At 67.2% G+C, this 22,663-nt stretch carries 22 protein-coding genes; 5 read left to right on the top strand and 17 right to left on the bottom strand.

What is annotated here, in order from left to right; all coding sequences use genetic code 11:
- Positions 1–35: 35 nt before the first annotated feature.
- From ACIA58_RS18445 to ACIA58_RS18480, 8 genes are all read right to left on the bottom strand, one after another.
- Complete coding sequence (locus ACIA58_RS18445; protein ID WP_396404865.1) at positions 36–1,286, bottom strand: hypothetical protein; 1,251 nt, start codon at positions 1,284–1,286, stop codon at positions 36–38.
- On the bottom strand, positions 1,276–1,785 hold the full coding sequence (locus ACIA58_RS18450; RefSeq protein ID WP_396404866.1) for an RNA polymerase sigma factor: 510 nt from the start codon (positions 1,783–1,785) through the stop codon (positions 1,276–1,278). Before ACIA58_RS18450 ends, ACIA58_RS18445 begins: the two co-directional genes overlap by 11 nt.
- A 158-nt stretch (positions 1,786–1,943) precedes the next feature.
- A complete protein-coding gene (locus tag ACIA58_RS18455) occupies positions 1,944–3,092 on the bottom strand; it encodes a mandelate racemase/muconate lactonizing enzyme family protein (protein ID WP_396404867.1) in 1,149 nt (382 codons plus the stop codon).
- Positions 3,089–5,140 carry an alpha-amylase family glycosyl hydrolase gene (locus tag ACIA58_RS18460; protein ID WP_396404868.1) on the bottom strand — a complete coding sequence of 684 codons (2,052 nt, stop codon included), beginning with the start codon at positions 5,138–5,140 and terminating at the stop codon, positions 3,089–3,091. The genes ACIA58_RS18455 and ACIA58_RS18460 overlap by 4 nt, the downstream gene beginning before the upstream one ends.
- 17 nt (positions 5,141–5,157) lie before the next feature.
- On the bottom strand, positions 5,158–6,450 hold the full coding sequence (locus ACIA58_RS18465) for an ABC transporter substrate-binding protein (protein WP_396404869.1): 1,293 nt from the start codon (positions 6,448–6,450) through the stop codon (positions 5,158–5,160).
- A gap of 25 nt (positions 6,451–6,475) precedes the next feature.
- Positions 6,476–7,282, bottom strand: coding sequence for a carbohydrate ABC transporter permease (locus ACIA58_RS18470; protein WP_396404870.1), 807 nt, complete (start codon positions 7,280–7,282; stop codon positions 6,476–6,478).
- 2 nt (positions 7,283–7,284) lie between these two features.
- Complete coding sequence (locus ACIA58_RS18475) at positions 7,285–8,181, bottom strand: carbohydrate ABC transporter permease (protein WP_396404871.1); 897 nt, start codon at positions 8,179–8,181, stop codon at positions 7,285–7,287.
- Positions 8,181–9,785, bottom strand: coding sequence for an alpha-amylase family glycosyl hydrolase (locus tag ACIA58_RS18480; RefSeq protein WP_396404872.1), 1,605 nt, complete (start codon positions 9,783–9,785; stop codon positions 8,181–8,183). Before ACIA58_RS18480 ends, ACIA58_RS18475 begins: the two co-directional genes overlap by 1 nt.
- Positions 9,786–9,860: 75 nt before the next feature.
- Between ACIA58_RS18480 and ACIA58_RS18485 the strand changes: the two genes are divergently transcribed.
- Genes ACIA58_RS18485 through ACIA58_RS18495 form a run of 3 tightly spaced genes read left to right on the top strand, consistent with a single transcriptional unit; the run spans position 9,861 to position 11,746 of the window.
- On the top strand, positions 9,861–10,580 hold the full coding sequence (locus tag ACIA58_RS18485) for a GntR family transcriptional regulator (protein WP_396404873.1): 720 nt from the start codon (positions 9,861–9,863) through the stop codon (positions 10,578–10,580).
- Between the two features lie 5 nt (positions 10,581–10,585).
- Positions 10,586–11,377 (top strand): SDR family NAD(P)-dependent oxidoreductase, encoded by a 792-nt coding sequence (locus ACIA58_RS18490; protein ID WP_396404874.1) that lies wholly within the window; start codon positions 10,586–10,588, stop codon positions 11,375–11,377.
- 15 nt (positions 11,378–11,392) lie between these two features.
- A complete protein-coding gene (locus ACIA58_RS18495; protein WP_396404875.1) occupies positions 11,393–11,746 on the top strand; it encodes a sensory rhodopsin transducer in 354 nt (117 codons plus the stop codon).
- A gap of 1 nt (position 11,747) precedes the next feature.
- Here the strand turns inward: ACIA58_RS18495 and ACIA58_RS18500 are convergent, their stop codons facing one another.
- The 6 genes from ACIA58_RS18500 to ACIA58_RS18525 all read right to left on the bottom strand — a co-directional run bounded on the left by ACIA58_RS18500 (position 11,748) and on the right by ACIA58_RS18525 (position 17,762).
- On the bottom strand, positions 11,748–12,446 hold the full coding sequence (locus tag ACIA58_RS18500) for a ThuA domain-containing protein (RefSeq protein ID WP_396404876.1): 699 nt from the start codon (positions 12,444–12,446) through the stop codon (positions 11,748–11,750).
- 10 nt (positions 12,447–12,456) lie between these two features.
- The gene (locus ACIA58_RS18505; RefSeq protein ID WP_396404877.1) at positions 12,457–13,404 is read right to left on the bottom strand and encodes an alcohol dehydrogenase catalytic domain-containing protein; all 948 of its coding nucleotides are present in this window, start codon (positions 13,402–13,404) and stop codon (positions 12,457–12,459) included.
- Positions 13,401–14,228, bottom strand: coding sequence for a carbohydrate ABC transporter permease (locus ACIA58_RS18510; RefSeq protein ID WP_396404878.1), 828 nt, complete (start codon positions 14,226–14,228; stop codon positions 13,401–13,403). The genes ACIA58_RS18505 and ACIA58_RS18510 overlap by 4 nt, the downstream gene beginning before the upstream one ends.
- Complete coding sequence (locus tag ACIA58_RS18515) at positions 14,225–15,166, bottom strand: carbohydrate ABC transporter permease (protein WP_396404879.1); 942 nt, start codon at positions 15,164–15,166, stop codon at positions 14,225–14,227. The genes ACIA58_RS18510 and ACIA58_RS18515 overlap by 4 nt, the downstream gene beginning before the upstream one ends.
- A 35-nt stretch (positions 15,167–15,201) precedes the next feature.
- Positions 15,202–16,392 (bottom strand): ABC transporter substrate-binding protein, encoded by a 1,191-nt coding sequence (locus ACIA58_RS18520; RefSeq protein WP_396404881.1) that lies wholly within the window; start codon positions 16,390–16,392, stop codon positions 15,202–15,204.
- A 161-nt stretch (positions 16,393–16,553) separates the two neighbouring features.
- Entirely contained in the window at positions 16,554–17,762 is a 1,209-nt protein-coding gene (locus ACIA58_RS18525; protein ID WP_396404882.1) for an ROK family transcriptional regulator, read from the bottom strand.
- Between the two features lie 147 nt (positions 17,763–17,909).
- On the opposite strand from ACIA58_RS18525, the gene ACIA58_RS18530 reads away from it, so the two are divergent.
- Positions 17,910–18,716 carry an alpha/beta fold hydrolase gene (locus ACIA58_RS18530; protein ID WP_396404883.1) on the top strand — a complete coding sequence of 269 codons (807 nt, stop codon included), beginning with the start codon at positions 17,910–17,912 and terminating at the stop codon, positions 18,714–18,716.
- Positions 18,717–18,732: 16 nt separating this feature from the next.
- Here ACIA58_RS18530 and ACIA58_RS18535 read toward each other — a convergent pair whose 3' ends face one another.
- The 3 genes from ACIA58_RS18535 to ACIA58_RS18545 all read right to left on the bottom strand — a co-directional run bounded on the left by ACIA58_RS18535 (position 18,733) and on the right by ACIA58_RS18545 (position 22,028).
- Entirely contained in the window at positions 18,733–19,620 is an 888-nt protein-coding gene (locus ACIA58_RS18535) for a sigma-70 family RNA polymerase sigma factor (protein WP_396404884.1), read from the bottom strand.
- 115 nt (positions 19,621–19,735) lie between these two features.
- On the bottom strand, positions 19,736–20,746 hold the full coding sequence (locus ACIA58_RS18540) for an amidohydrolase family protein (RefSeq protein WP_396404885.1): 1,011 nt from the start codon (positions 20,744–20,746) through the stop codon (positions 19,736–19,738).
- A gap of 67 nt (positions 20,747–20,813) precedes the next feature.
- On the bottom strand, positions 20,814–22,028 hold the full coding sequence (locus tag ACIA58_RS18545) for a YbfB/YjiJ family MFS transporter (protein ID WP_396404886.1): 1,215 nt from the start codon (positions 22,026–22,028) through the stop codon (positions 20,814–20,816).
- 44 nt (positions 22,029–22,072) lie between these two features.
- Here ACIA58_RS18545 and ACIA58_RS18550 point away from each other — a divergent pair, with 44 nt between their 5' ends.
- A complete protein-coding gene (locus tag ACIA58_RS18550; protein WP_396404887.1) occupies positions 22,073–22,654 on the top strand; it encodes a TetR/AcrR family transcriptional regulator in 582 nt (193 codons plus the stop codon).
- Positions 22,655–22,663 lie beyond the last annotated feature (9 nt).

Below are 22,663 nucleotides of genomic sequence, written 5' to 3' on the forward strand. Positions count from 1 at the left end.
GGTGGATTTCGGCTTGAGTGCGAGCTCCCCTGGCGTCAGTGCGGGAGGGCTGTGGCTGCGTCGTACCACTGGTTGGTGTCGAGTGGGTTCTTCGGCAGGGTGAGTGATTCGGCGATCTTGCGGAGGGCGGCCTTGTTCACCGGGGTGTCGAAGGTGCGGACGGTGATTGCTACACCGTTGCGCTCGAGGCGGAGGATGGTGGCTGGGGCGGGCTTGCCGCTCGTGGCGTCAGTTGCCCAGCCGTCGGTGGTGTACCAGGCGCGGTAGCCGTGGATGGTGAGGTCGGGCGGATTCTCCTTGGACAAGCGGGTCATCTGGTTCCAGAACTTGTCGGTGGAGTATCGGATCTCCAGGTCCTCGCCGGGCATCGGCGGCGGGCCCCAAACGCTTCCGGTGACGAATCCCTCGGGGGCGGGATGGGTCTTGTCGCCGCTCCACACGGGTTGGAGGTTGTTCTCCCCGGTGGTTGGGTTGCCGTCGGTGAAGACGATGCTGAAGCTGTGACCATCGCCAGGGAAGTTCGCCGACCTGTCCTGGACCCGTAAGGGGCGCAGGCCGGCGGGGACGTAGCCGACCTTGAACGGGGACGCAAGGCGTTGCGAGGTCGCCTTGATCGTCTTCGCGACCGCGATCGCGGTCTTGGGGTCGCTGTCCGACGGTGCGTCGATCGTGGGGACCTTGAGGGTGCCGAGATGGCGCTGTGCCTCGCAACTGAGCAGGGCCCAGACGCCCTTCGCCGGCTGCCACGCGACGGTGGTCACCGGGCGGGCGGTGCGGCCGAACGACATCGCATAGCCGGGTGGAAACGAAGTGATCGGCTCACCGTCAGGCATCGTGACGAGGCGGCCGGACAAGCCGTTGAGGTCTATCCGAGGGCTGTCGGCGGGAATCTTGCCGGGGTCGAAGTCGCCGTTGCGGTGCAGGGTGAGCAGACACCACTTCGACCAAGGGCTGCCGACGCCGGCCAGTTGGTAGATCTGCCGGTTCGCCTCGTAGGCGCGCGGGTTGACGATCATTCCCGCCGGAGCAGTGAGCGTGACCCAGTTCTCCCACGCGTTGCCGCTCTGAGCGACCGATGCCTCGTGCAAATTGTCGATCGCGACGCGTACGCCGACAGCAGCGGCCGCGGTCGCGGTGACGGTAACGAGAACGAACGCGGTACGGCGTCGCCGGACCGGACGACGCTCAGCTGAAGGAACGGGCAGCTCTTCGACGGCAAGGTTTGACTCGGGGGCGACGGCGGCGATGCGGTCGAACGCGTTCCGCAGATCTGATTCAGTGCGCATTGAGGACTCCAGGAGAGGTGGAAGCAGACGGCCCGAGCTCGACCCGGAGTTTGGCGAGGGCGCGGGAGGCGTACGAGCGGACGGTGTGCGGCGAGCAGCCCATCGTCTCGGCGATCTCGGCGTCGGTGAGGCCGCCGTAGTAACGCAGGGCCAGGACCGTCCGTTGCCTCCGGGGCAGTTTGGCCAGCGCCGCGACGAGCTCGTCCTGGTCGGCGAGCCGGACCGCGTGGTCGGGCTGCGAGCGGTCGGCGTTCAGCCAGATCTCCGGCCTGGGCACGATCCGGGACCACTTCCGGCGCCAGGACAGGTACTCGTTGACGACCATCCGGCGCAGGTACGCCTCCGGACGGGCAACCCCCTCGACCCGGTCCCAGTGCCGGTGGGCCTTGATCACCGTCTCCTGGACGAGGTCCTCGGCCAGGTGGCCGGACCCGCACAGCACGGTCGCGAACCGGACCAGGTCCGGCACGCCCCGTCGCGCCCACTCCTCGAAGGTCACCTCGACTCCCCTCCGAACCGGCTCAACACCGGCCTTCACAGCAAAAACGCACCTCGCACCCAATCTGATGCACCGCAGCCCCCAATTCGTGGCCAGCCCGTTCCGGCACCGCCGGTGAGAACGCCGTGCGGGAGTCGGTCAGATCGAACGCTGAACGGTCACGACAACTCCGCGACGGCGGCCAGGCCAGCAGGGTCGGCGTAGCGCGCGAGGCGGTCCGGATCCAGTTCTACGCCCAATCCAGGTCCGTCCGGCACTGCCAGCATGCCGTCGTCGTCGAGCTTCCAAGACTCGGCAGTGATGTCGTCGACGTACGGCGAACCCGCGATGTACTCCACCAGATCCGTGCCTGGCAGGGCCGAGGCAAGCTGCAGGTCGGCTGCGAGTCCGACAGCGGTGTTCCAGCCATGCGGGATGAGGGTGATCCCGTTGTCGTAGGCCGTCCAGCCGATCCGGCGCTGCTCGCTGAGACCGCCGACCTTCGTCGTATCCGGCTGGACTACGTCGAGCGCATGGCCCTGCAACCAGGGCAGGTAGCTCTGCCGGCGCGTCAGCACCTCACCCGCCGCGATGTCGACCCGGCTGGCCAGCCGGAGTGCCACGTAGTCCTCCAGAGCGTCGGGCCGCAGCGGCTCCTCGAACCAGCGAACTCCGTACGCCGCGAGCATGTCCGCGGTCCTGAGCGCCCACTTGTACCCGTGTGGCCAGAACGCGTCACTGCCACCGGCGTCGACCATCAACGACGCATCCGGACCGGCCGCCTCCCGCGCGGCCGCCACGATCCGCTCGTCAAGGGCGTGGCTGTCCCGGCCGAACGGGCCCCAGCCGATCTTGAACGCTCGGAAGCCGTCTTCCCGCACCGCCGTCAACTGGTCGGCCAGCACCTCCGGCTGGTCCATCAACAAGGATGCGTACGGCTGGACGCGCCGTCGGTACCGACCACCCAGCAACCGCCCCACGGGCTGACCGGTTGCCTTGCCGAACAGGTCCCACAGCGCGGTGTCGATACCGCTGATGGCATGGGTGACCGATCCGCCGCGGCCCAGCCAGAACGTGGTCTGGTGCAGCTTCTCGCTCACCCGCTCCGGCTCGAGCGCGGACTCCCCCAGGTACAGCGGCCGCAGTACGTCGAGCGCCGCCCGGACCAAATGATGACTCGTGAACACACTGCCGACGCCTGTCGCCCCTTCGTCGGTGTGCACCAGCACGATGGTGTGCACCGCGTCGTCGGGTCGAAGCTCCTCGGTCCAGCCACCGGCCGGGGTCGCCCCCGTCAGGCCGACCGCGTCGATCCGATCGATCTTCATCGTTCCTCCTCGCTGCAGTTCGTGACCCGTACCTCGTACGGCGCCAGATCACCGGCCGGTTCGGCCGACAGGTTGACCCGTACCAGCCACGCTTGATCCTGAGTACGCCGTACCACCGCGAAGACCGATTCCTCGCCGGCGAGGTCGTACTCGACCGAGGCGCCGCCCATCCGCCGGCGCAGCTCGAGCACCTGTCTGAGCTCGTCCTCGATCCCGGTCTCGCCGCCGACATAGGTCATGAACGCCCCGCCGTTCAGCGCGAACACCGCCAGCAACGCCTTCGTCGCGGCCAACCCGTGCTGTTCGCGCCGCCATTTCTGACCGGGCAGCGGCCACCAGAACGTGTCGTGCGAGTCGATGTGGTGCGCGATGAGCGATCCAGGAGGAAGCACTGCGTCACGATCGGCGAGCCAGGCCGCGAGCTCCCGGCCGCTGCGGATCACCCCGCCATCGAGCACAGACGGGATCAGCCATTGCTCGTCATAGTTGTAGGTGACGTCCATCGCCTGCCGGAACAGTACGCCGGTCGGCTCGGTGTACAGCATCAGCGATTCCTTCAGGCGCTTGAGTCGCGGCCGCAACCGATCGAAGAGCTCCAGACAGCCGAGCGGCGAGTAGCTCGCCCGCCGGCGAGTCTGGGCAGACCAGTTCGGTAGGTCGTTGTACGTCGGCGCATCGATCCGGAAGCCGTCGACGTCGAGCCGCCGGACCAGGTTCTCCATCGCGGCGCAGAAGTAGTCCTGCCAGTCGGTGTTCGCGACATCGAACGCCTTCGTATAGATACCGATGATCTCCTGGGCGGAGTCGCGCATGAACCATTCCGGATGCTCGTCGACCAGCTGGTGGTGCTTCGGCGCGGCCATCCAGTACGGCTCGAAGTCGAGGATGTGCCGGGCCCACGAGATCAGCTCCGCGGTCTTCGCGGCGGCGCTGGTGCCCTGTGAGCTGGTCGTGTCCTCGCCGAGGCGCGCGTAGAAGTCGCTGTCACGAATCTGCTGCGCGGTCCGGGCCATCACCTCCTGATCGATCACGCCGTGCATGAGGACGTCGAGGATGATCCGCATCCCACGGTCGTGGCAGGCCGTCACCAGGTCGCGCAGCTCCTCCTCGGCGCCGTACGTCGTGGCGATGTCCTCGTAGCCGTGCACGTTGTAGCTCGGGTACGGATGACGCGGCATGAGCTGCAGTACGTCGAAGCCGAGGCCGGCGATCCGGTCCAGGTCGGCCCGCAGCGCGGCGAGGTCCGGGTACGGCTCGTATCCGTAGCCGTTCGAGAACGGCGCTCTGCCGACGTGCACCTCGTAGATAGTTGCTGACAGCACCCAGTCCGGGCGGTCCGCGGGCGTCGAGATCCCGAGTCCGCGGTACCAGGACGGGACCAGCGCCCGGGTCTCCTCCCACCCGGTGTCGAGGGCGTCGAGGTGGATCGCCTCGTACCGGAGCGTTTGGCCGTCCAGTTGCCCGGCCAGACCGGTGTCGAGCGTGAGATGCAGGCCGTCGCCACCGCGAATCGTGCAATGCCCGATCTCGGTCCGGCAGATCGGCCAGATCACCAAAGTCTGGCTGTCGTCGTGCGCCGCGACCAGACCGGACGATCCCATGAACCCACCGGCGGTCGACACCACGATGGGCTCGGTCAGCTCGGCCAGCGCCGTCCCGGGCCGGATTTCGTTGCCAGGGGCCTCGATTCGTCCTGCCATCGGGCTGGAGAACTCCAGCAGGAGGTCGCGCAGTACGCCGGGGCCGGTGATCTCGACCGCCAGCGCGACCCGCGGGTGCGTGTGCCGAACCGTGTACTCCCAGGCCACTGTCCAGTCGCCTACCGAGGTGACGACCGTGTAGACGTCGGCGGTGCCGTCTATGCGGTGCCGGACGGGTTCAGCGGTCCGTTTGAAGTCCGAGAGTGCGACAGTTCCCTCGTACCCGATTCCCCGCAGCGGAAGCCGGACGTCGTGCCCGCCGGTGACCAGGGTTGCCTGCAGCAACAACTGCACCGAGCCGAGTCGCGTGAGCAGACCTGTCGTGGCGTCGAAGTCGAGAAGTGTCAAGTCCCTGCCTCCGTCCATCATTTGCTCTTCGCAACGATCTGCTCGAGGGCGGTCTGCAGCTGCTCGGCCGCGCCGGCGGGGCTGACAGCGCCACGCAGCGACGCGTTGAACGTCTTGGCCATCGCGAGCGACATGTCGGAGTAGTAGGCGGTGAGCGGCGGAACAGTGGTGTGCTGGATCGCCTGCTTGGCCAGGGTGATCACCGGCATCGCCTTGAGGATGTCCTTGTCGTCGTACAGCGCGGGTCTGGTGGGCAGGAAGGCGTACCCGGCGGCGAGCTCTTTCTGCTGCTCCGCGGCCGTGAGGTACTGGACGAGCTTCCAGGCGTCGTCCTGGTTCCGCGAGTTCGCATTGACCATGCAGTTCCAGCCGCCACCGACATTCACCGGGTTCAGTCCAGCGCGCGCGACCGGGAGTTCGGCGACGCCGACCTGATCGGGGCCGAGGACGGACTGCTGCTTGTCCGCGAGCTTGCCGTACAGATAGACCCACTGCCTGGTGAACACGGTCTTACCGCCGAGGAAGGCGCCAAGACACTCGTCCTCCTTGTAGTTCGCCACGCCGGCCGGGGCGGCGCCACTGGTGACCATCGTTCGCTCGGTCGTCAGTCCTTGCACAGCCTCGGGGGACCCGATGGTGACCTTGCCGTCGGCCAGGACGTCACCGCCCGCGCTGCGGATGTACTCGATTCCGTTGACCGTTCCACCCTCGTAGTTGGCGCCCTGGAAATTGAATCCGAACGGGGTCTTGGTATCTCGGCTGATCTTGAGTGCCATCTCCCGCAGCTCGTCCCACGTCGCCGGCGGAGCGGTATACCCGGCCTTCTCCAGGAGGTCCTTGCGGTAGTACAGCAGGCCCGCATCCCAGTACCAGGGCACGCCGTAGACCTTGCCCTCCACGACGTTGGCGTCGACGGCAGCTTTGAGGTGCTGCGCGCGCAAGTCGGTGCTGAACCGCTCGGACAGGTCGGCCAGCCAGCCGTTCGGTGCGAACTGCGCGGACCAGGAGATGTCGCCGCCGAACACGTCGACGTCGGCCGACCCGGCCTGGAACTGGGTGCGCATCTGGTCCAGGAACTGCGAACTGTCCGCCGGCATCAACCGAACCTTCACCGGCTTGGCGGTGACCTTGCTGTCGTTGAATCGCGCGATCGACTTCTCGATGGCTTTGGCGATGTCCGGTGTGGCGCCGAACACGACCTGGGTGGACTCCTTCGACGAGCCGCAGCCGGTCAGAAGGCCGGGCGCGGCGATCGCGGTAGCGCCTGCGCCGGCCAGGCCGAGCAGGCGGCGGCGAGTGATTTCGAGCATGAGAAACTCCTTGGAAGCGGGGAATTCAGGACTTGAGCGCGCCCGCGGTGAGTCCTTCGACCAGCCGGCGCTGGAACACCAGCACGACGAGGGCGAGTGGGATGGTCACGAGGATGGTCGCGGCCGCCTGGGCGCCGTAGTCGACCGAGTGGACGCCCGCGTAGCCGGGGATGACCACTGTGACGGGCCACCGGGCCTGGTCGAACAAGAAGGTGTTGGCGAAGAGGAACTCGTTCCAGGCTGCGACGAAGGTCAGGATCGCCGTCGTGACGACACCCGGTACTGCGAGCGGCAGGATCACCCGACGGAATGTCTGGAGCACGCCGGCACCATCGATCCGCGCCGCTTCCTCGAGCTCGAACGGCAGCTTGCGGAAGAAGGCGACCATGATCCAGACCGACAAGGGCACCGCGAACGCGGTGTCGACTGCGATCACCGCGATGTAGGTGTCGAGCAGTTCGGCGGTCCGCAACTGCTTGAACAGCGGCGCGATGATCGCCACGCTCGGGAAGTACGCCATCGCCAGGAAGCCGATCAGCACCAGGGTCCGGCCGCGGAACCGCAACCGCGCCAACGGGTATGCCGCCAGGCTGCCCAGCGTCATGGAGATCACCGTCGTCGTACCGGCGATCAGCAGACTGTTCAGCACTCCGGCCCGGAACGCGGAATCGCCGAGCACAGCCGTGTAGTGACTCGCCGTCGGATGTCGCGGAACGAGCACCGGCGGCGTACTGAACAGATCCAGCCTGTCGCTAATACTCATCTTGAACACCCAGAGGATGGGCAGCACGCTCCAGACCGCGAGCGACAGCAAGGTAAGACGACGCGTCATCTTCATGCCTCCGAATCCCGGGACCGGAACAGCAGCAGGTAGCCGAGCGCGATGCCGATCGAGGTCGCGAACACGAACACGGCCGCCGCGTCGCCTCGGGCGAAGCCGAGCTGGCTGACCCGGACCCCGGAGTAGACGTACGTCGACAGCGAGGGCAGCCCGCGGTCGCTCATCACCCAGAACAGGTCGTAGACGCTCCAGGCCTCCAGCGTCCGGAACAGCAGCGCGACGAGGATCGCGGGCCGGAGCATCGGGAGGGTGACAGAGACGAATCGCTGCAGGTTCGACGCCCCGTCGACCTGTGCCGCCTCGTTCAACTCCCCCGGTATCGTCTGCAGGCCGGCCAGCAACAGCAACGTCACGAAGGGCGTCGTCTTCCACACGTCCACCCCGATGGCCGCGATCAAGAGGGAGGTGTGGTCGGACAGGATGGGCTTGTCGGTCAGGCCGATGCTGTGGACGAGCCAGGACACGACGCCGATCTGGTCCTGCAACATCAACCGCCACATCATCGCGGAGACGACCACCGGGAAGGCCCACGGAAGGAGCGCCGTCGTCCGGGCCAGCCCGCGGCCACGGAACTCTCGGTGCAGCGCCATCGCCATCGCCAGTCCGACCCCGAACTCGATCGCGACACCGGCGGCGGTGAAGACGGCGGTGTTCGCCAGTGCCGCCCGGAAATCAGGATCGGCGAACATGCCGACGTAGTTCGCCAGACCGGTCCAGGTCCCCGAGCTCGCTACCGTGGCGCTGCGGAAGCTCAGGTAGACCGAGTACACCACCGGGAACACAGCGACAACAGCAACGAACGCTGCCGCCGGCGCGATCATCGATGCTGCCACCGGCGCGTCCGACGGCCTGCTGCTCGTCCGGACGCGCAACTGCCTGTGGTGCGCCATCACAGTGATCCCTCATCGAGCACGACGCCCTCGTCGGGACCGAGCACGAGTGCACCGCCCGCAGGGCGACGGTCCCCCTTTGTGGAGATCAGAACCGTGCCGTGCGCGGTGATCTGCTGAGGTTCCGCAGTGAGGTTGAGCGCGACGAACTTGCGATCCTCGCCGGCCGCTCGGCGATAGGCCAGTACTCCGTCAGGCGCCTCGACCGGCGTCAGGTCACCCTGCCGCATCGCCGGACTGTTGTTGCGCAAGGCAATCAACTGCCGGTGGAGATTCAGGACCGAGGACGGATCGGCGAGCTGGGCCTCGACGTTCACAGCGCTGAGGTCGGCCGAGACCGGCAGCCACAGGCGACCCTCCGGCGCCGACGAGAATCCGCCGTTCGGGCCGTTGTTCCACGGCATCGGTGTCCGCACGCCGTCACGGGACACCCCACCGGCGAGCAGTCCGAAGCGATCGCGTTGCCTCGACAGCTCCACCGGCTGGTCGGTCAGGCCCAGTTCGTCGCCGTAGAAGAGCGACACGGTACCGCGCAACGTCAGCAGCATCATGGCCGCGACGCGTGCTTGTGACCGGCCGAGCCGGGATGCGAGCCGCGGGCGGTCGTGGTTGCCGAGGGCAAGGCATGGCCAGGAGTCAGCCGGCAGTGCCGATTGAAGCGATCGGATCTCCTTCCGCAGCGCGTCGGTGCGCCACGGCGTCTCGATCAGGCGGAACGCGAACGGCAGGTGGATCCCGTCCCCGGTGGTGCCGAAGAACTCGGCCCAGCGGTCCCACGGCAGTGCTTCGATCTCGGCGATCGAGACCCGTTCGCCGTACTCGTCGAGGACGGCCCGGATCTGCCGCAGCACCTCGTGCACATCGGGATGCATCCGGTCGTTGACGTGCAACTGGGTCGTGAAGTCCGGGTGTTGCAGGTCGTACTGATTCGGCCCGGCGTTCGGGGCCGGCGGGTTGTCCCGCAGCTCCGGATCCTTCATCAGCATGTGGGCGACGTCGATACGGAAACCGTCGACACCGCGGTCGAGCCAGAAGCGCAGTACGTCGAACATCGCCTCGCGCACCTCGGGGTTGCGCCAATTGAGGTCCGGCTGCTCCTTCAGGTGCGAGTGCAGGTAGTACTGCGACGTCGGCGCGTCGTACTCCCACGCCGACCCGCCGGGTTCGCTGATCCAGTTGTTCGGGGCCGAGCCGTCGACCTTGGGATCCGCCCAGACGTACCAGTCGCGCTTCGGGTCCGACCGGGACGAACGGGACGCCTGGAACCATCGGTGCTGGTCGGAGGTGTGGTTGGGCACGTAGTCCGCGATCACGCGGATGCCTCGCCGGTGAGCCTCTGCCAGCAACCGGTCGACCGTCTCGAGCGTGCCGAACAGCGGCTCGACGGCGCTGTGATCGGTGATGTCGAACCCCTGGTCGAGCAATGGCGACCGGAAGAACGGCCCGACCCAGATCGCATCGACCCCGAGCGTCCCCGCGAGATAGTCCAGCGAGTCGATCAGGCCATCCAGATCGCCGATTCCGTCGCCGTTGCCGTCCCGATAGGTCGGCAGGTGACTCTCGTAGATCACCGCGCCCTGCCACCACGGCCGTTGAGCTGTCATGGTTGAGAAGATTATAGATAGTTTATAATCTGTCAAGAGGTTAGAGTGCTGTCCCCGACGACTCAGGTGGTGCGTGTGTCCCGACCGAACAATGGAGACCGCCGGCTGCTGCTGCCCGCGCAGTCAAGGCGCCAGCAAGTACTCGATGTGCTGCGCGAGGAAGTCGTCACCGGCGTCCGCAAGCCCGGCGAGCAGCTCAAGCAAGACCTGATCGCGAGCGAGTTCGGTGTCAGCCCGGGACCGGTGCGCGAGGCCCTACGGCACCTCGAGAGCGAGGGGCTCGTCGAGCACGTGCCCAACTACGGCGTCTACGTCGCGGACATCAACCCCGGCGAACTCATCCGGCTCCTGCTCCCGGTCCGGCTGGCGATCGAGACGTACGCCGTACCCCTCGCGGCCGGCAAACTGGGCGCGTCCCGGCTGGACGAGCTCGAGCGAATCATCGACCAGATGGACGAAGGCGTCCGGACCGATGACCTCGCGCTGATCAACGACCTGGACGTGCGCTTCCACGAGATCACCGTCGAGGCCGCCGGCTCCCTGCATGCGCTGCAGCTGTGGCGCAGCGTCCAGCCGCGCATCCGGGCCTTGATCTACCGGCTCGCGCCCAAGCACCAGGATCTCGCCGAGATCCCGCAGGAGCATCGGCAGTTGCTCGACGCACTGCGCGCCGAGGACGAGATCGCGCTGCGCAGGGCGATCGAGGTCCACATCATCGGGACCAACACCGAACTGCTCGAGGCCACCCTGACGGACGCCGGATCGTCGGCCGCACCGGCGCGCGAGAGCGACTGATCGCCATGCGAGACCGAACGATCCTGGTCACCGGTGGCGGGTCGGGCATCGGCCGCGCCGTCGTCCTGGCTTGTGCCGCGCGGGGCGCTCGCGTCGGCGTGCTCGACATCGATGGGCGGTCCGCGAGTTCGGTCGCCGACGAGGCGCTCACGGCCGGAGCGACCGATGCCCTCCCCGTCAGTTGCGACGTGTCCGACGAGAGTGCCGTGGCCGACGCGTTCACCACTTGCGAGAAGCACCTCGGTGCTCCGGCCGCCGTACACGCCAATGCGGGTATCGAGATCAATCACCCTGCTCATCTGATGCCCTACGAGGACTGGCAACGAGTACTGCGGATCAACCTCTCGGGCTTGTTCCTGACCTGCCGCGAAGCGGTTCGCACGATGCTGCGGACCGGCCATGGTGGGTCGATCGTGTGTACGTCGTCCCCATCGGCCTTCACCGGATTCAGCGGCGGCGGCAACGCGGCGTACGGATCCTCGAAAGGCGGGGTGTCGGCGCTGGTTCGCTCACTCGCGATCGACTACGCGCGCCACGGGATCCGGGTCAATGCCGTGGTGCCCGGCGCCGTCGACACGCCCATGCTCCTCACCGGCCTGCGCGCAGATCAGCAGACCGCCGCCCACGAAGCCATCCTGCGGGACGCGAGCGAACAGATACCGCTGGGCAGGCTGGGACGACCGGAAGAGATCGCGGCCGCGGTGACCTGGCTGCTGTCCGACGACGCGTCGTACGTGACCGGCTCGCACCTGGTCTGTGACGGCGGCTTGATGGCCCGCAGTGCAAACACATTCTGAACGGAGACCGCGACGATGATCGGGACCACCACGTGGGTGATCAGCGACGGATACGTCCCGCCTGGCAGCTCAGGCGACGATCCGGCGCTCGCAAGCCACGAGAGCGCCTGCATGCTCAACACGAACGCCGAACCGGCCACGGTAGAGCTGACGGTCTACTTCGCCGACCGCGAGCCGGCAGGCCCACACCTGCTCACGATCCCCGGCCGTCGGATCTGGCACCAACGCCTCGACGAGCTGGTCCCTGCCGGAACGGATTACTCGGTGGTGATCCAGGCAGATCGCCCCATCGTCGTACAACACACCCGCCTCGATTCCCGGCAGGCAGCCAACGCGCTGATGACCACAATCGCCTTCCCCGCCGGCTGACTCAGCGGGGGTCGGTGGGAGTAGCCCAACGAACCGCGTTGGCGAGGACCCGTTGGACGTCGGGATGATGGTAGACGGGGTAGTCCTGGTCGCCGGGCGAGAAGTAGAAGACCTTCCCACGACCGCGCGTGTAGGTCACACCTGATCGGAAAACCTCGCCGCCGCTGAAAGTGGAAAGGAAGATGGTCTCCTGCGGCGGCGGAACGTCGAAGTACTCGCCGTACATCTCCTGTTCCGGAATCTCGATCGGGTGCGGCACACCCGCCGCGATCGGGTGCTCGGGTGCAACGGTCCAGACCAACTCCTGCTCTCCGTCGTTGCGCCACTGCAGCGAACAGGTGCTTCCCATCAGCTGCTTGAACACTTTCGAGTAGTGACCGGAATGCAGGACGAGGATTCCCATCCCGGCCCGCACGTGGCGCACGACGCGTTCCACTACGACGTCCGCGACGTCGTCGTGGGCCTCGTGTCCCCACCACAGCAGTACGTCGGTGTGCTCGACCCGCTGCTCGTCCAGTCCGTGCTCATGGTCGGCCAGCGTCGCAGTACTGACGACGACCTGTTCACCCAGCAGCCGCGTCAGGCCATCGCCGATCACACTGTGAATGCCGTCGGGGTAGTGCTGCAGTACGGCGGGGTCCCGCAGCACGGACTCGTGCACGTTCTCGTTCCAGACCAGGACACGGATCGGCGTACGCATGATCCCGTCCTCAGTTGAAGTCGACAACGGACTTGATGAAGCCGTGCGGCTTGCTGCGAAGCGTCTCGAACGCCTCGTCGATCCGCCCGGCGGAGAAGCGATGCGTGACCAGCTTGTGCAAGTCGAGCCGTCCGGCTTGCTGCAGGCGGAGTCCGGCCAGGGTCGCCTCCCGCAGCAGGCGCTGATCCCGTACGTGAGCATTCACGACGTCGAGGGCCTTCCAGTTCCAGTTCTCCACGTCGACCTGCCGGGGACCCTGGTGGTAGCCGAGGATGGACAGGGCTCCGTGCGGGCGGACCAGGTCCCCGGCAAGATCCAACCCTGCTTGGGATCCGGAGGCTTCCACGACGACGTCGACGCCGTGGGTCGCGGCGCTCCCCAGGCCGTGCCGCAGTACGGCCGGCACGGCGGCGGGTTCGTACACCTCGCCGGCACCACAGGCCAAGGCCGCTTCCCGGGCGTCGGCCCGCGGATCGATGACGATCAGGTTCTCGATCAGTGATGACGCCAGCAGTTGCACCATGACCAGTCCCATGAACCCACCGCCGATGACGGCGACCCTCGCCCCGGGCGCGAGCGGCGTACGCCGGTAGCCCTCGACGACGCAGCCGACCGGCTCGGGAAGTGCGACGGCGGGGTCCACACCATCGGGGATCACGACGACGTCCGCGACGTCGGCGACCGCATAGGTAGCGAAGGACGGCTCGATACGGCCTCCGACCAGCGATCCCACCCTCACGTCCGCGCCCGGACCGGCCTCGACGACCTCGCCGACAGGTTCGTGCCCGAGCTGCACCGGGTACGCCGGTTGCTCGCCCGCCCAGGTCGGCAGATCGCTGGCGCACACGCCGACGGTGTGCACCCGGACCAGGACCTGATTGACGCCCGGGCTGGGCAGCTTCTGCGGGGCGAGCCGGCCGCTGCCGGGACGGGTGAGTTCGTAGATGGTCGCGGTCACTTGGCGGCTCCTGCGGTCAGGCCCTGGATGAACTGGCGGTTGAGGACGACGTAGATGATGAGGACCGGCAGTGCGGCGAGCGTGGTGCCGGCGGCGAGGACAGAGGTGTCGGTGGTGAATCGGCCCTGGAAGAAGGTGAGGCCGATCGGAAGGGTGCGCACATCGTCGGTCTGCAGGAAGAACAGCGGGACGACCAGCTCGTTCCACGACGTCATGAACTGCAGGATCACGACCGCCTGCAAGGCCGGCCGGACGGCCGGGCGCACGATCGACCAGAGCGTGCGCAGCTCGCCGGCGCCGTCGATCCGGGCCGCTTCGACCAGCTCGCGCGGCAGGTCCCGCAGACTCGCTCTCAGCAGGAAGATCGCGAACGGGATCCCCATCGCGGTCTCGACCAGGACCGCGCCGATGCGGGTGTTGATGAGGCCCATGTTGCGCATCTGGAAGAACAGCGGGATGACCACCGACCAGACCGGGATCATCAGGCCGAGCAGGAAGGTGTAGAACACCGCCGAGGTCAGCCGGAGCTTCAGGACTGTCAACGCGTACGCCGCCGGGAAGGCGACGGCCAGCACCAGTGCGACGGTGCCGGCGGCAACGATCGCGCTGTTGAGCACGTATTGCGAGAAGTGCGCCTGGTTCCACGCGGTCAGGTAGTTCCGGAGAACCGGCGGCCACTCGAACGCGAACGGGTCGAGAGAGGTGGCGTTGGACGTCCGGACCGACTGCAGCAGCACCCACACCAGCGGTACGACCGAGATGATCGAGACGACGACGAGGGCGGCGTGGGCGGAGATCCTGGCCGAGCCGGCTGTCCGGTTCACCGGTCGTTCCTTTCCCGCAGCCGCAGGAACACGACTGTGATGACGAGGATCAGCAGGGTCAGCACCACGGCGGCCGCGGCTCCGTAGCCGACCTGATGGGTGACGAACGCGAGCGAGTAGATGTAGTAGGCAACGACCTCGGTCGCGTGGCCCGGCCCGCCGTTCGTCATGATGTAGACGAGATCGAAGGTCTTCAGCGTGTTGATGAACGAGAGCACCAGCAGCAAGGTGATCTGGTTGCGGATCCCGGGCATGGTGACATGGACGAACTGGCTGACAGGGCCGGCGCCGTCGACCGATGCCGCCTCGTACAGGCTGCGGTCGATGGACTGGATCCCGCCGAGCAGGATAACCATCGCGAAGCCGTAGTAGGTCCAGTTGGCCGTAGCGATGACGGCCGGCATCGCGGTGTGCTGGCCGGACAGCCAGCCCACGCCGTGCAGTCCGGTGGCCTCCAGCGTCCCGTTCAGGATGCCGGTGTCGGGTTGGTAGATCTGGTTCCAGGCGATGCCGACCACGACCAGGGACATGGTGGCCGGGATGAACAGCACCGTGCGGAACAGGGTCCGGGCCCGGATCCAGGACGCCGAGAGCAGCGCGGCGAGGATCAGCCCGAGTCCCTGGGCCAGCCAGCTTCCGGCCACCCACTCGAGGTTGTTCAGCAGGGCACCGAAGAAGCGACCGTCGCCCACCAGCTCCCTGTAGTTGTCGAAAGCAACGAATGACTGCGAGGGCGACAGCCCGTTCCAGTCGGTGAAGCTCAGGTACACCGTCTGGAGGATCGGCCAGACCGTGAACACGACGTAGATCGCCGCGGCCGGCAGGATGAGCCAGTAGCCGATCGCCTTGCCGTGGCTGAGATGATGACGGTGGTTGGTCCGCGCCGGCGGCCGCGGTGCGACGGCGGCTCGTCGCTCAAGCGAGGTGTATGCGCTCACAGCTGCTCAATCCTTGGTGTTGGTCTCGGACGGGGCTACTTCTTCTTGCGCGCCTGGGTCAGTGCGTCGTCGAGAGTGGTGGCCAGCGCGGCCGCGTCCCGGCCGCCGCCCAGGAACTGCTGCGCGGCGCCGTTCCAGGCCTCGGTCACCAGAGCGCTGGAGGTGTAGCCGGTCCAGGCGCCGACGCCACCGCCGTCCTGCGCCGCCCGCACGACGTCTACGTTCTCCTGCAGCAGCGGAGCGACGTCGACCTTGCTCGTGTCGAAGGTGGACGTCGGTAGCACGCCGGCCTTCAGCCAGGCGGCCTCGGCGGTGTCGGAGAAGTGGACGAAGTCGATCCAGTCGGCGGCGATGTCGGCCGCCTTGGACGATGCCGAGATCGACCAGGCTCCGCCGACACCTCCCTCGGCCTGCTGCTTCAAGGAGCCGTTGATCATCGGGAACGAGACGAAGCGGAAGTCGGCGGGCTTGCTCGCATTCTGGAGAATGTCGGGCGTCACCCCGGTGCCTTCGACGAACATGCCTGCCCGGCCGGTGTAGAACGCCTTGAACGCGTCGTCGAAGGCGACACCGTTGAAGTTGCTGCTCAGGTAGCCCTTCGTGGCCCAGGACCGAGCGATGGCCAGCGATGCCTGGACGCTCGGGTCGTCCCAGGTCGCAGTTCCGTCGAGCGACTCCAGCGACCGGATCGTCTGCACCGGCGTGTTCGCATGCAGCGCCGCGCCGATCAGGTGCGACGACGGCCACTGATCCTTGTTCCCGAAGGCGATCGGCGTGACGCCGGCTGTTTTCAGCCGGTCGGCGGCCGCAAGGAACGCCGCGTACGTCGTCGGTGCCGCGATCCCGTACTTCGCGAAGATCGCCGTGTTGTAGAACAGGCCGACCGCCTCGCTCGACCGCGGGACGCCGTACTGCTTGCCGCCGTACTTGGCCCGGTCGAGGACCGATGGCTGCATCTTCTTGGTCCAGCCGTACTTGGCGGCGTACGCGTCCAGCGGGGCGACGAGGCCGTTGGTCGCGAGCTCACCGAGCGCCGACTGCGCCGCGTCGTAGTCGAAGATGTCGGGACCGGATCCGGAGGCCAACGCTGTGGGCAGGGTCTTCTGCTCGTCATCGGCCGACAGGAACTGGATGGTGACGGTGACTTCGGGATGCTTGGCTTCGTACGCCTCGTTCAGTTTCGTCAGCACCGGCTGCAGTGCGGCGTTGTCCCCGAACTGGGACACTACGGTCAACGTAGCCTTCTCGCCCGGTTTCAACCCGCCGGAGGTCCCGCCGGAACCACCGCCGGTCGTCGTGCCGCAGGCTGCCACCACAAGTGCGAGCGTCGTGCCGGCGGCGATCGGGCCGAGGTGTCTCAGGGCGCTACGTGCAGAGAACGAGATCATCATTGCCTCCTTGGCGCCGGCTGCTGAGTGCCGAGCGGTCCGGACAGCCGGCGGGCGGTGTGGGTGAGCAGGTCGGCACCGGTGATCTCGTCGAGGATCATGATCGCCGCGCCGAGACTCGCCGATTCGTCGCCGAGTTCCGACGGGACGATCTGCAGATCACGCGTGGCCAGCGCGAGCGACCGGCCGTAGATGGTTTCGCGGATCCGGGCCAGGAAGTCGTTCCCGTCGGCCGGCCGGCCGGCGACCACGATGATCGCCGGATTGAAGAAGTCGACCAGCACGGACAGGACCTGCCCGATGCTCTCGGCGGCTTTGTCGAGCAACTCCCGGGAGGCCTCGTCACCGCGCTGCGCGGCATGGACCACCATCCGGGCCGTCATCTCCTGCCCTTCTCGCGTCGCCTCCGCGAGCAGTGGGCTGCGGCCGGACTCGACCAGGCGCGCCGCTTGCTGGACGAGGTATTCGCTGCCCTGGCTGGTGACGAGGCTGCCTGCGCTGCCCTGTGCACCGCGGTGAAGCTTCCCGTTCGAGATCAGGCCCGCGCCGACGAACGACCCGACTTTGATCACCAGGAGATCCCGGACGTTGCGGCCACGACCGACGGTTCGCTCGGCCAGCGCCATCAAGTTCACTTCGTTGTCGACCCGCGCCGGTATGCCGAAGCGCTGCTGCAGCCGGTCGCGCACCGGCTGGTCGTGCCAGTCAGGATGGACCGGCGGATGAATCGTGCGGCCGGTCTCGAACTCGACCGGCCCGGCGATGCCGACACCGATTCCGCAGAGGGGCCGGTGTGCCTCGGTCGCGGCCAGCCCCCGCTCGATCGCGCGCTCCAACTCGTCGAGGACGAGCTCGGGTCCCTGCCACATCGAGACCGGCACGCGCTCTTCCCACAACACCTCGTACGCGAAGGAGAAGACGCTCACCTGGAGGTGAGTCATCGCGACCTCGGCCGTGACCACGACGCCGCGGCTCCGGCTCAGGGACAACGCCGTACCCCTGCGCCCGCCCGTGCTGGCGTTCGCGCCGGTCTCCTCGACCAGACCGGACTCGACCAGCCAGCGCACCCGCTCGGACACGATCGCCTTGCTCAAGCCGGTGAGCGTCGCCAGATCCGCGCGCGATACTCCCCCGGCGTGACGGACGACCGCCAGGATCGCGGCCGAACTCGGCGATGACGTCGGGAGATCATCCAGATCTTCGTCCACTGTCCATCCTTCTTAGTTCGACAGGTGATCGAAGTTGATCGTAAGCCGAACTTAGCTCCCGTGCAAGACCGGAAGCTACTTCACGGCTCCTCACCTCACCTCGCGCGGTCGCTCGCGCTTGTTTTGTGGTTGGGTTGGGTGGTGGACATGCTCGAGCTGGACGGACGGACGATTGCCTGGACCCGGCAAGGATCGGGGCCCGCGGTGGTGTTCTGTCATGGCACGCCGTTCTCGTCGCGGGTGTGGCGTCCGTATGCCGATGCCCTGAGCAACGACTTCACCGTCTATCTGTGGGATCTGCCCGGGTACGGCGCATCGTCCAAGCGGGCCGAGGACCCGGTGGACTTCGATGCGCAGGGCAAAGTGCTGGCGCAACTCCTGCAGCGGTGGGAACTGGCCTGCCCTCACATCGTTGCCCATGACTACGGCGGCGCGGTGTCGCTGCGGGCGACGCTGTTCGAGCAGGCGACGTACGCGTCCCTGATGCTGGTCGACACCGTCGCGATACCGCCGGCCGGCTCGCCGTTCTTCCGCTTCGTCCAGGACAATCCGACCACACTCGACCAGTTGCCCGCCTACATCCATGAGGCGATCCTGCGCGCCTACATCCAGAACGCGACCCACCAGGGTCTGCGCCCCGACGAACTCGACGAGCTGATCGCACCATGGCTCGGGAACGACGGGCAGCCCGCCTTCTATCGCCAGATCGCCCAGTTCGACGAGAAGTACCTCCACGAGATCGAGGCCCACCTCGGCGAACTCACGATCCCTGTGAACATCCTCTGGGGCGCCGACGACGCTTGGCTGTCCCCAACCATCGGCCGGCGCCTCGCCACCCTCGTCCCGACTGCGACGTACACCGAGATCCCGTCGTCGGGCCACCTCATGCAGTACGACGCCCCCATCCCCCTCACCAACCACCTCACCGGCTGGCTCACTCGCGTCGGGGGTTGAGCAGATCGGCGGGTTTCTACTCGCCGCTCAGTACGTCGATGTCGAGCTGACGCAGGCGCTCGGGATCGGCGAGGATGTCGATCGCGACAACCCGCGCGCCGGTGATCGTGAAGCTCATCACCGCCATCGGCTGGCCGTCGGTCACCGTGATCAGGCCGGCGTTGCCGTTGACGAGCACCGGCAACTGGAAGGCGGACAGGCGTCGGAAGGTCATCGCCTGGTCGGCGACGGCGGCGGCGCCGCGAATCTCGGTCCAGCTCGCTCCGCCGATCAGGCCGCGGTCCGCACGGAGGACGACGTCGGGATGGAGCACGGCAACCAATGCGGCGAAGTCTCCGTTGCGCGAGGCAGCCTGGAAGGCATCGACGACCTGACGCTGCAAGGTGAGGTCCGGATCGGGCGCCGGCGCGGCTGTGCGAACTCGGCGACGTGCACGGCTGGCAAGTTGCTTGGCCGCCGGAACCGAACGCTGCAGGATCGTCGCGATCTCGTCGAACGGTACTCCGAACATGTCGTGCAGCACGAAGGCCAGCCGTTCAGCGGGGCCGACCGACTCCAGGACGACCAACAGAGCCAGCCCGACGGAATCCGCGATCAGTACCTCGTCCTCGGGATCGACGAGATTGTCGCGGCTCACGATCGGGTCGGGCAGATGCGTCGCGTACGGCGACTCGCGGCGCGCGTTCCGCCGGCGCAGCAGATCCAGGCACACGCGGCCCACCACGGTGGTCAGCCAGCCGCCCAGGTTCTGCACGTCGCTGGTATCGGTTCGGTGCAGTCGCAGCCAGGCCTCCTGAACGGCATCGTCGGCCTCGCTCAGGGAACCGAGCATCCGGTAGGCAACCGCCTTCAAATGCACTCGGTGCGCTTCGAAGCCCTCAGCCAGGAACTCCTGCTTGTCCATCATCCACCTTCTCGCTCGTCCGTTGTACAGATGACGGATCAATTCGCTCCAAGGTGACCGGTCTGCCCACCTCGCAACCCGCTCCAGAGGCCGTGTGCAGAGTGCCGGAGCCGGATCAGCCGAGCAGCTTCTGTGCGTTGCCTGCCAGCACGCGCTCGCGCTCGGCGTCGGTAAAGCCGGCATAGCGGCTGAGACCGTCGAGGGTGTAGCGCAGACCGATCTCCTGTCCGAACGGGAAGTCCGTACCGAGCAAGATGTGGTCGGTCGGCACGACGGTGCGCAGCGCGTCCAGCACCGCATCGGCGGTCGACAACGCCGTGTCGAAGTACAGCGATCGGACCCGTCGCCGGGCGTCGTCCTCGGCGGTCCGCAGTTGGGCCAGCAACTCGTCCACCGGCGGCGGCGTACCGTGCTCCTGCAGGTACGCCTGGTAGGACGCGACCATGGGCTTGCGGTCCAGCAGTTTGTGCAGGACGGACGGCACGCACGCGGCGCTGTGGGTGAAGAGGAAGCGGATCCGCGGGAAGCGCCGATCAACGTCATGGAAGATCAGATTCGCCACCGCGCGCGTGGTGTCGAAGCCGAACTCCAGCTGTGACGGCTGGACGCCGGCCACTGTCGCCCCGTCGGCCGGATGCTGTGGAAACCGGTCACCGGTGAACACCGACGGGTGCACGAACACAACGGCGCCGCGCCGGTCCAACTCGTCGTACAGCGGGTCGAGGATCGGGTCACCCTGATAGATGCCGGCGTGGTTGGTCAGCATCCCCACCCCGGAGGCGCCCAGGTCGTCGAGCGCTCTGACCGCTGCCGCCGTAGCCGCGGTGACGTCCGGGAGCGGCAAGCTCGCGAAGAAGCCGAACCGCTCCGGCCACTGCCGCACGCAGTCCGCTCCGAACTGGTTGATGTCGTCGGACAGCGTCACGGCGCGGTCCGACGGGAGGAAATGGAGCGGGATCGGCACCGACAGATAGGCGCGGCTGATACCGGCCTTGTCCATCGCGTCGATGCTTTGCGACGGCTTCCAGGACGGCAGCGGCTCACCACCGATCGTCGTGACCTCGTTGTCCGCAAGGACATCGAGGAGATGGGGCGGGAGCATGTGGTGATGGACGTCGACAGCCATACTCGCGACTCTAGGTCGATCGGCGGATGGCAGCATCTGTCGACTGACTGGGATCAGCGGCCGTGTTTCAGGCCGAACTGTTCACGTCCGAATCGTCCCCGAGCGGCCGACTCGCCGAAGGGGTGATGCCCGCCTTCCAGGTGGCGGCGGCCACAGCACCCGCTGCGCAGAGGATCGCGGTCCACCACAGGGCCGTCGAGGCGCCAAGGTGGTCGGCGATGAATCCGGCCGGCCACGGTCCGACGGTCTGGCCGACGGCGAACAGCAGAGTCAGGGTGCCGAGGACGGCGGTCCACTCGTGCTGTGGCACGGTACGCCGTACCAGCGCCGCGACCGACGCGGGAACATTGAGGAACGTGAGTCCGACGACCACCGCAGAGGCCAGAACGGTTGCCCGGCTGTGATGCAGCACAGGGAGCAGGGCAGCGACCACTTGCAGAGCCAGTAAGGTCGCCATGGCGCGAGCGTTGCGCCAGGTCGTCAACGGCTTGGTCACCAGGAACGGCGCGACGATCCCGGCTACGCCGATCAAGGTCCAGGTGAGCGCGACCTCGGAAGCATCGCTGCTCTGCGCCTTCAGATAGGCCGTCAGGAAGGTGATGTAGACGATGTAGCCCGCGCCGAAGAGCACATAGGCGATGCCGACCGGCCACAAGCGCCCCAACCGGGCCTTGCGGTCCGGGCTGAGCGGGGCCGAACTGACGGCCGTCCAGGAGATGCCGGTGGCGACCAGTGATCCGGCGGCCAGCAGCAGCCAGGCGGTCGGCCAGCGCTCGGGGTGACCATCGAGGAGGACCGGAAGCACGACGCCGCTAAGGGCGATGCCCAGCCCGGCGCCGCCGAAGTACACCGTGATCGCAGACCGATCGGTTGCTGCCAATCGCGCGGCGATCACCGTGCCGGCGACGAAGACCATCGCACCGGACAATCCCGCAGTTGCCCTCAGCAACATCTGGAGGAGCTGCGAGGACGTGCAGGCCGTCGCCGCGAGGGCGACGGTCGTCACGACCATGCCGGATTGGAACGAGCGGGCGGTGCCGACCTTGCGAACGATCATCGCGACCACCATCGCGCCGACGAGATAGCCCACTCCGTTGGCCGTCGTCTGCAAGCCGGCATCGCCCAGCGACCAGCCGAGCCGGTCGCGCATCGCGGGGATCACCAGGCCATAGGCGAACCGCGCGAATCCCAGTGCGACCGCTGAACCGAGTGCGAGCCGGAATTTCACCACGACGTCCTCAGGCAGATGGGTGAGAAGATTGATCGAACCGATCGGTACCATCAGCAGCCTAGCAAGAGATCGGTCCGATCGGTACCATCTATCTCATGCCAGTAGCCAAAGGGACCTCGCTGGACCCTGCACGGACCCGCTCGGGAATCCTCGACCTCGCCGGCCCGATCCTCTACCAGCGCGGCCTCGACGGGGTGGGGATCGCCGAGCTGTGTGCGACCGTCGGCGCGTCGAAGGAGACGCTCTATCGGCATTTCGGCTCGAAGGACGGCCTGATCGAGGCGGTCCTGCAGGCTCGCAGCGACCGGACCATCCGTTGGATCCGCAGCGCCGCAGGGGCAGCTGGACCCGATCCTGCCGCCCGGCTGACGGCGGTGTTCGACGCACTGGGGACCTGGTACGAGGAACCGGACTTCCGGGGATGTGCACTCCTGAACGCGGCCGCCCAGCATCATCACGCCGAGCCCGCGCGGACGATCGTTGCCCGCCACCTGGATCGCTACCTCGAGCTGTTCACCGACATCGCGACCGATGCCGGCGTCGCGGATCCTGACCGCGTCGGACGTCAGCTCCTGATCTTGCTGGAAGGTGCGACAGTCGTGGCCGACCAGCGCGGGCTGGGCCGAGCGGCGGCCGAGGACGCGTTGGCCGCCGCGTTGCCGTTGCTCGCCGGCTAGTTCGCTCGA

It is taken from the genome of Kribbella sp. NPDC051586 (assembly GCF_044453965.1).
Taxonomy (GTDB): domain Bacteria; phylum Actinomycetota; class Actinomycetes; order Propionibacteriales; family Kribbellaceae; genus Kribbella.

Coding starts and splice junctions, on each gene's coding strand:
- ACIA58_RS18445 (WP_396404865.1), bottom strand. CDS start 1,286: ATGCGCACTGAATCAGATCTGCGGAACGCGTTCGACCGCATCGCCGCC.
- ACIA58_RS18455 (WP_396404867.1), bottom strand. CDS start 3,092: ATGAAGATCGATCGGATCGACGCGGTCGGCCTGACGGGGGCGACCCCG.
- ACIA58_RS18465 (WP_396404869.1), bottom strand. CDS start 6,450: ATGCTCGAAATCACTCGCCGCCGCCTGCTCGGCCTGGCCGGCGCAGGC.
- ACIA58_RS18470 (WP_396404870.1), bottom strand. CDS start 7,282: ATGACGCGTCGTCTTACCTTGCTGTCGCTCGCGGTCTGGAGCGTGCTG.
- ACIA58_RS18475 (WP_396404871.1), bottom strand. CDS start 8,181: ATGGCGCACCACAGGCAGTTGCGCGTCCGGACGAGCAGCAGGCCGTCG.
- ACIA58_RS18480 (WP_396404872.1), bottom strand. CDS start 9,785: ATGACAGCTCAACGGCCGTGGTGGCAGGGCGCGGTGATCTACGAGAGT.
- ACIA58_RS18490 (WP_396404874.1), top strand. CDS start 10,586: ATGCGAGACCGAACGATCCTGGTCACCGGTGGCGGGTCGGGCATCGGC.
- ACIA58_RS18495 (WP_396404875.1), top strand. CDS start 11,393: ATGATCGGGACCACCACGTGGGTGATCAGCGACGGATACGTCCCGCCT.
- ACIA58_RS18500 (WP_396404876.1), bottom strand. CDS start 12,446: ATGCGTACGCCGATCCGTGTCCTGGTCTGGAACGAGAACGTGCACGAG.
- ACIA58_RS18530 (WP_396404883.1), top strand. CDS start 17,910: ATGCTCGAGCTGGACGGACGGACGATTGCCTGGACCCGGCAAGGATCG.
- ACIA58_RS18535 (WP_396404884.1), bottom strand. CDS start 19,620: ATGGACAAGCAGGAGTTCCTGGCTGAGGGCTTCGAAGCGCACCGAGTG.
- ACIA58_RS18540 (WP_396404885.1), bottom strand. CDS start 20,746: ATGGCTGTCGACGTCCATCACCACATGCTCCCGCCCCATCTCCTCGAT.
- ACIA58_RS18545 (WP_396404886.1), bottom strand. CDS start 22,028: ATGGTACCGATCGGTTCGATCAATCTTCTCACCCATCTGCCTGAGGAC.
- ACIA58_RS18550 (WP_396404887.1), top strand. CDS start 22,073: ATGCCAGTAGCCAAAGGGACCTCGCTGGACCCTGCACGGACCCGCTCG.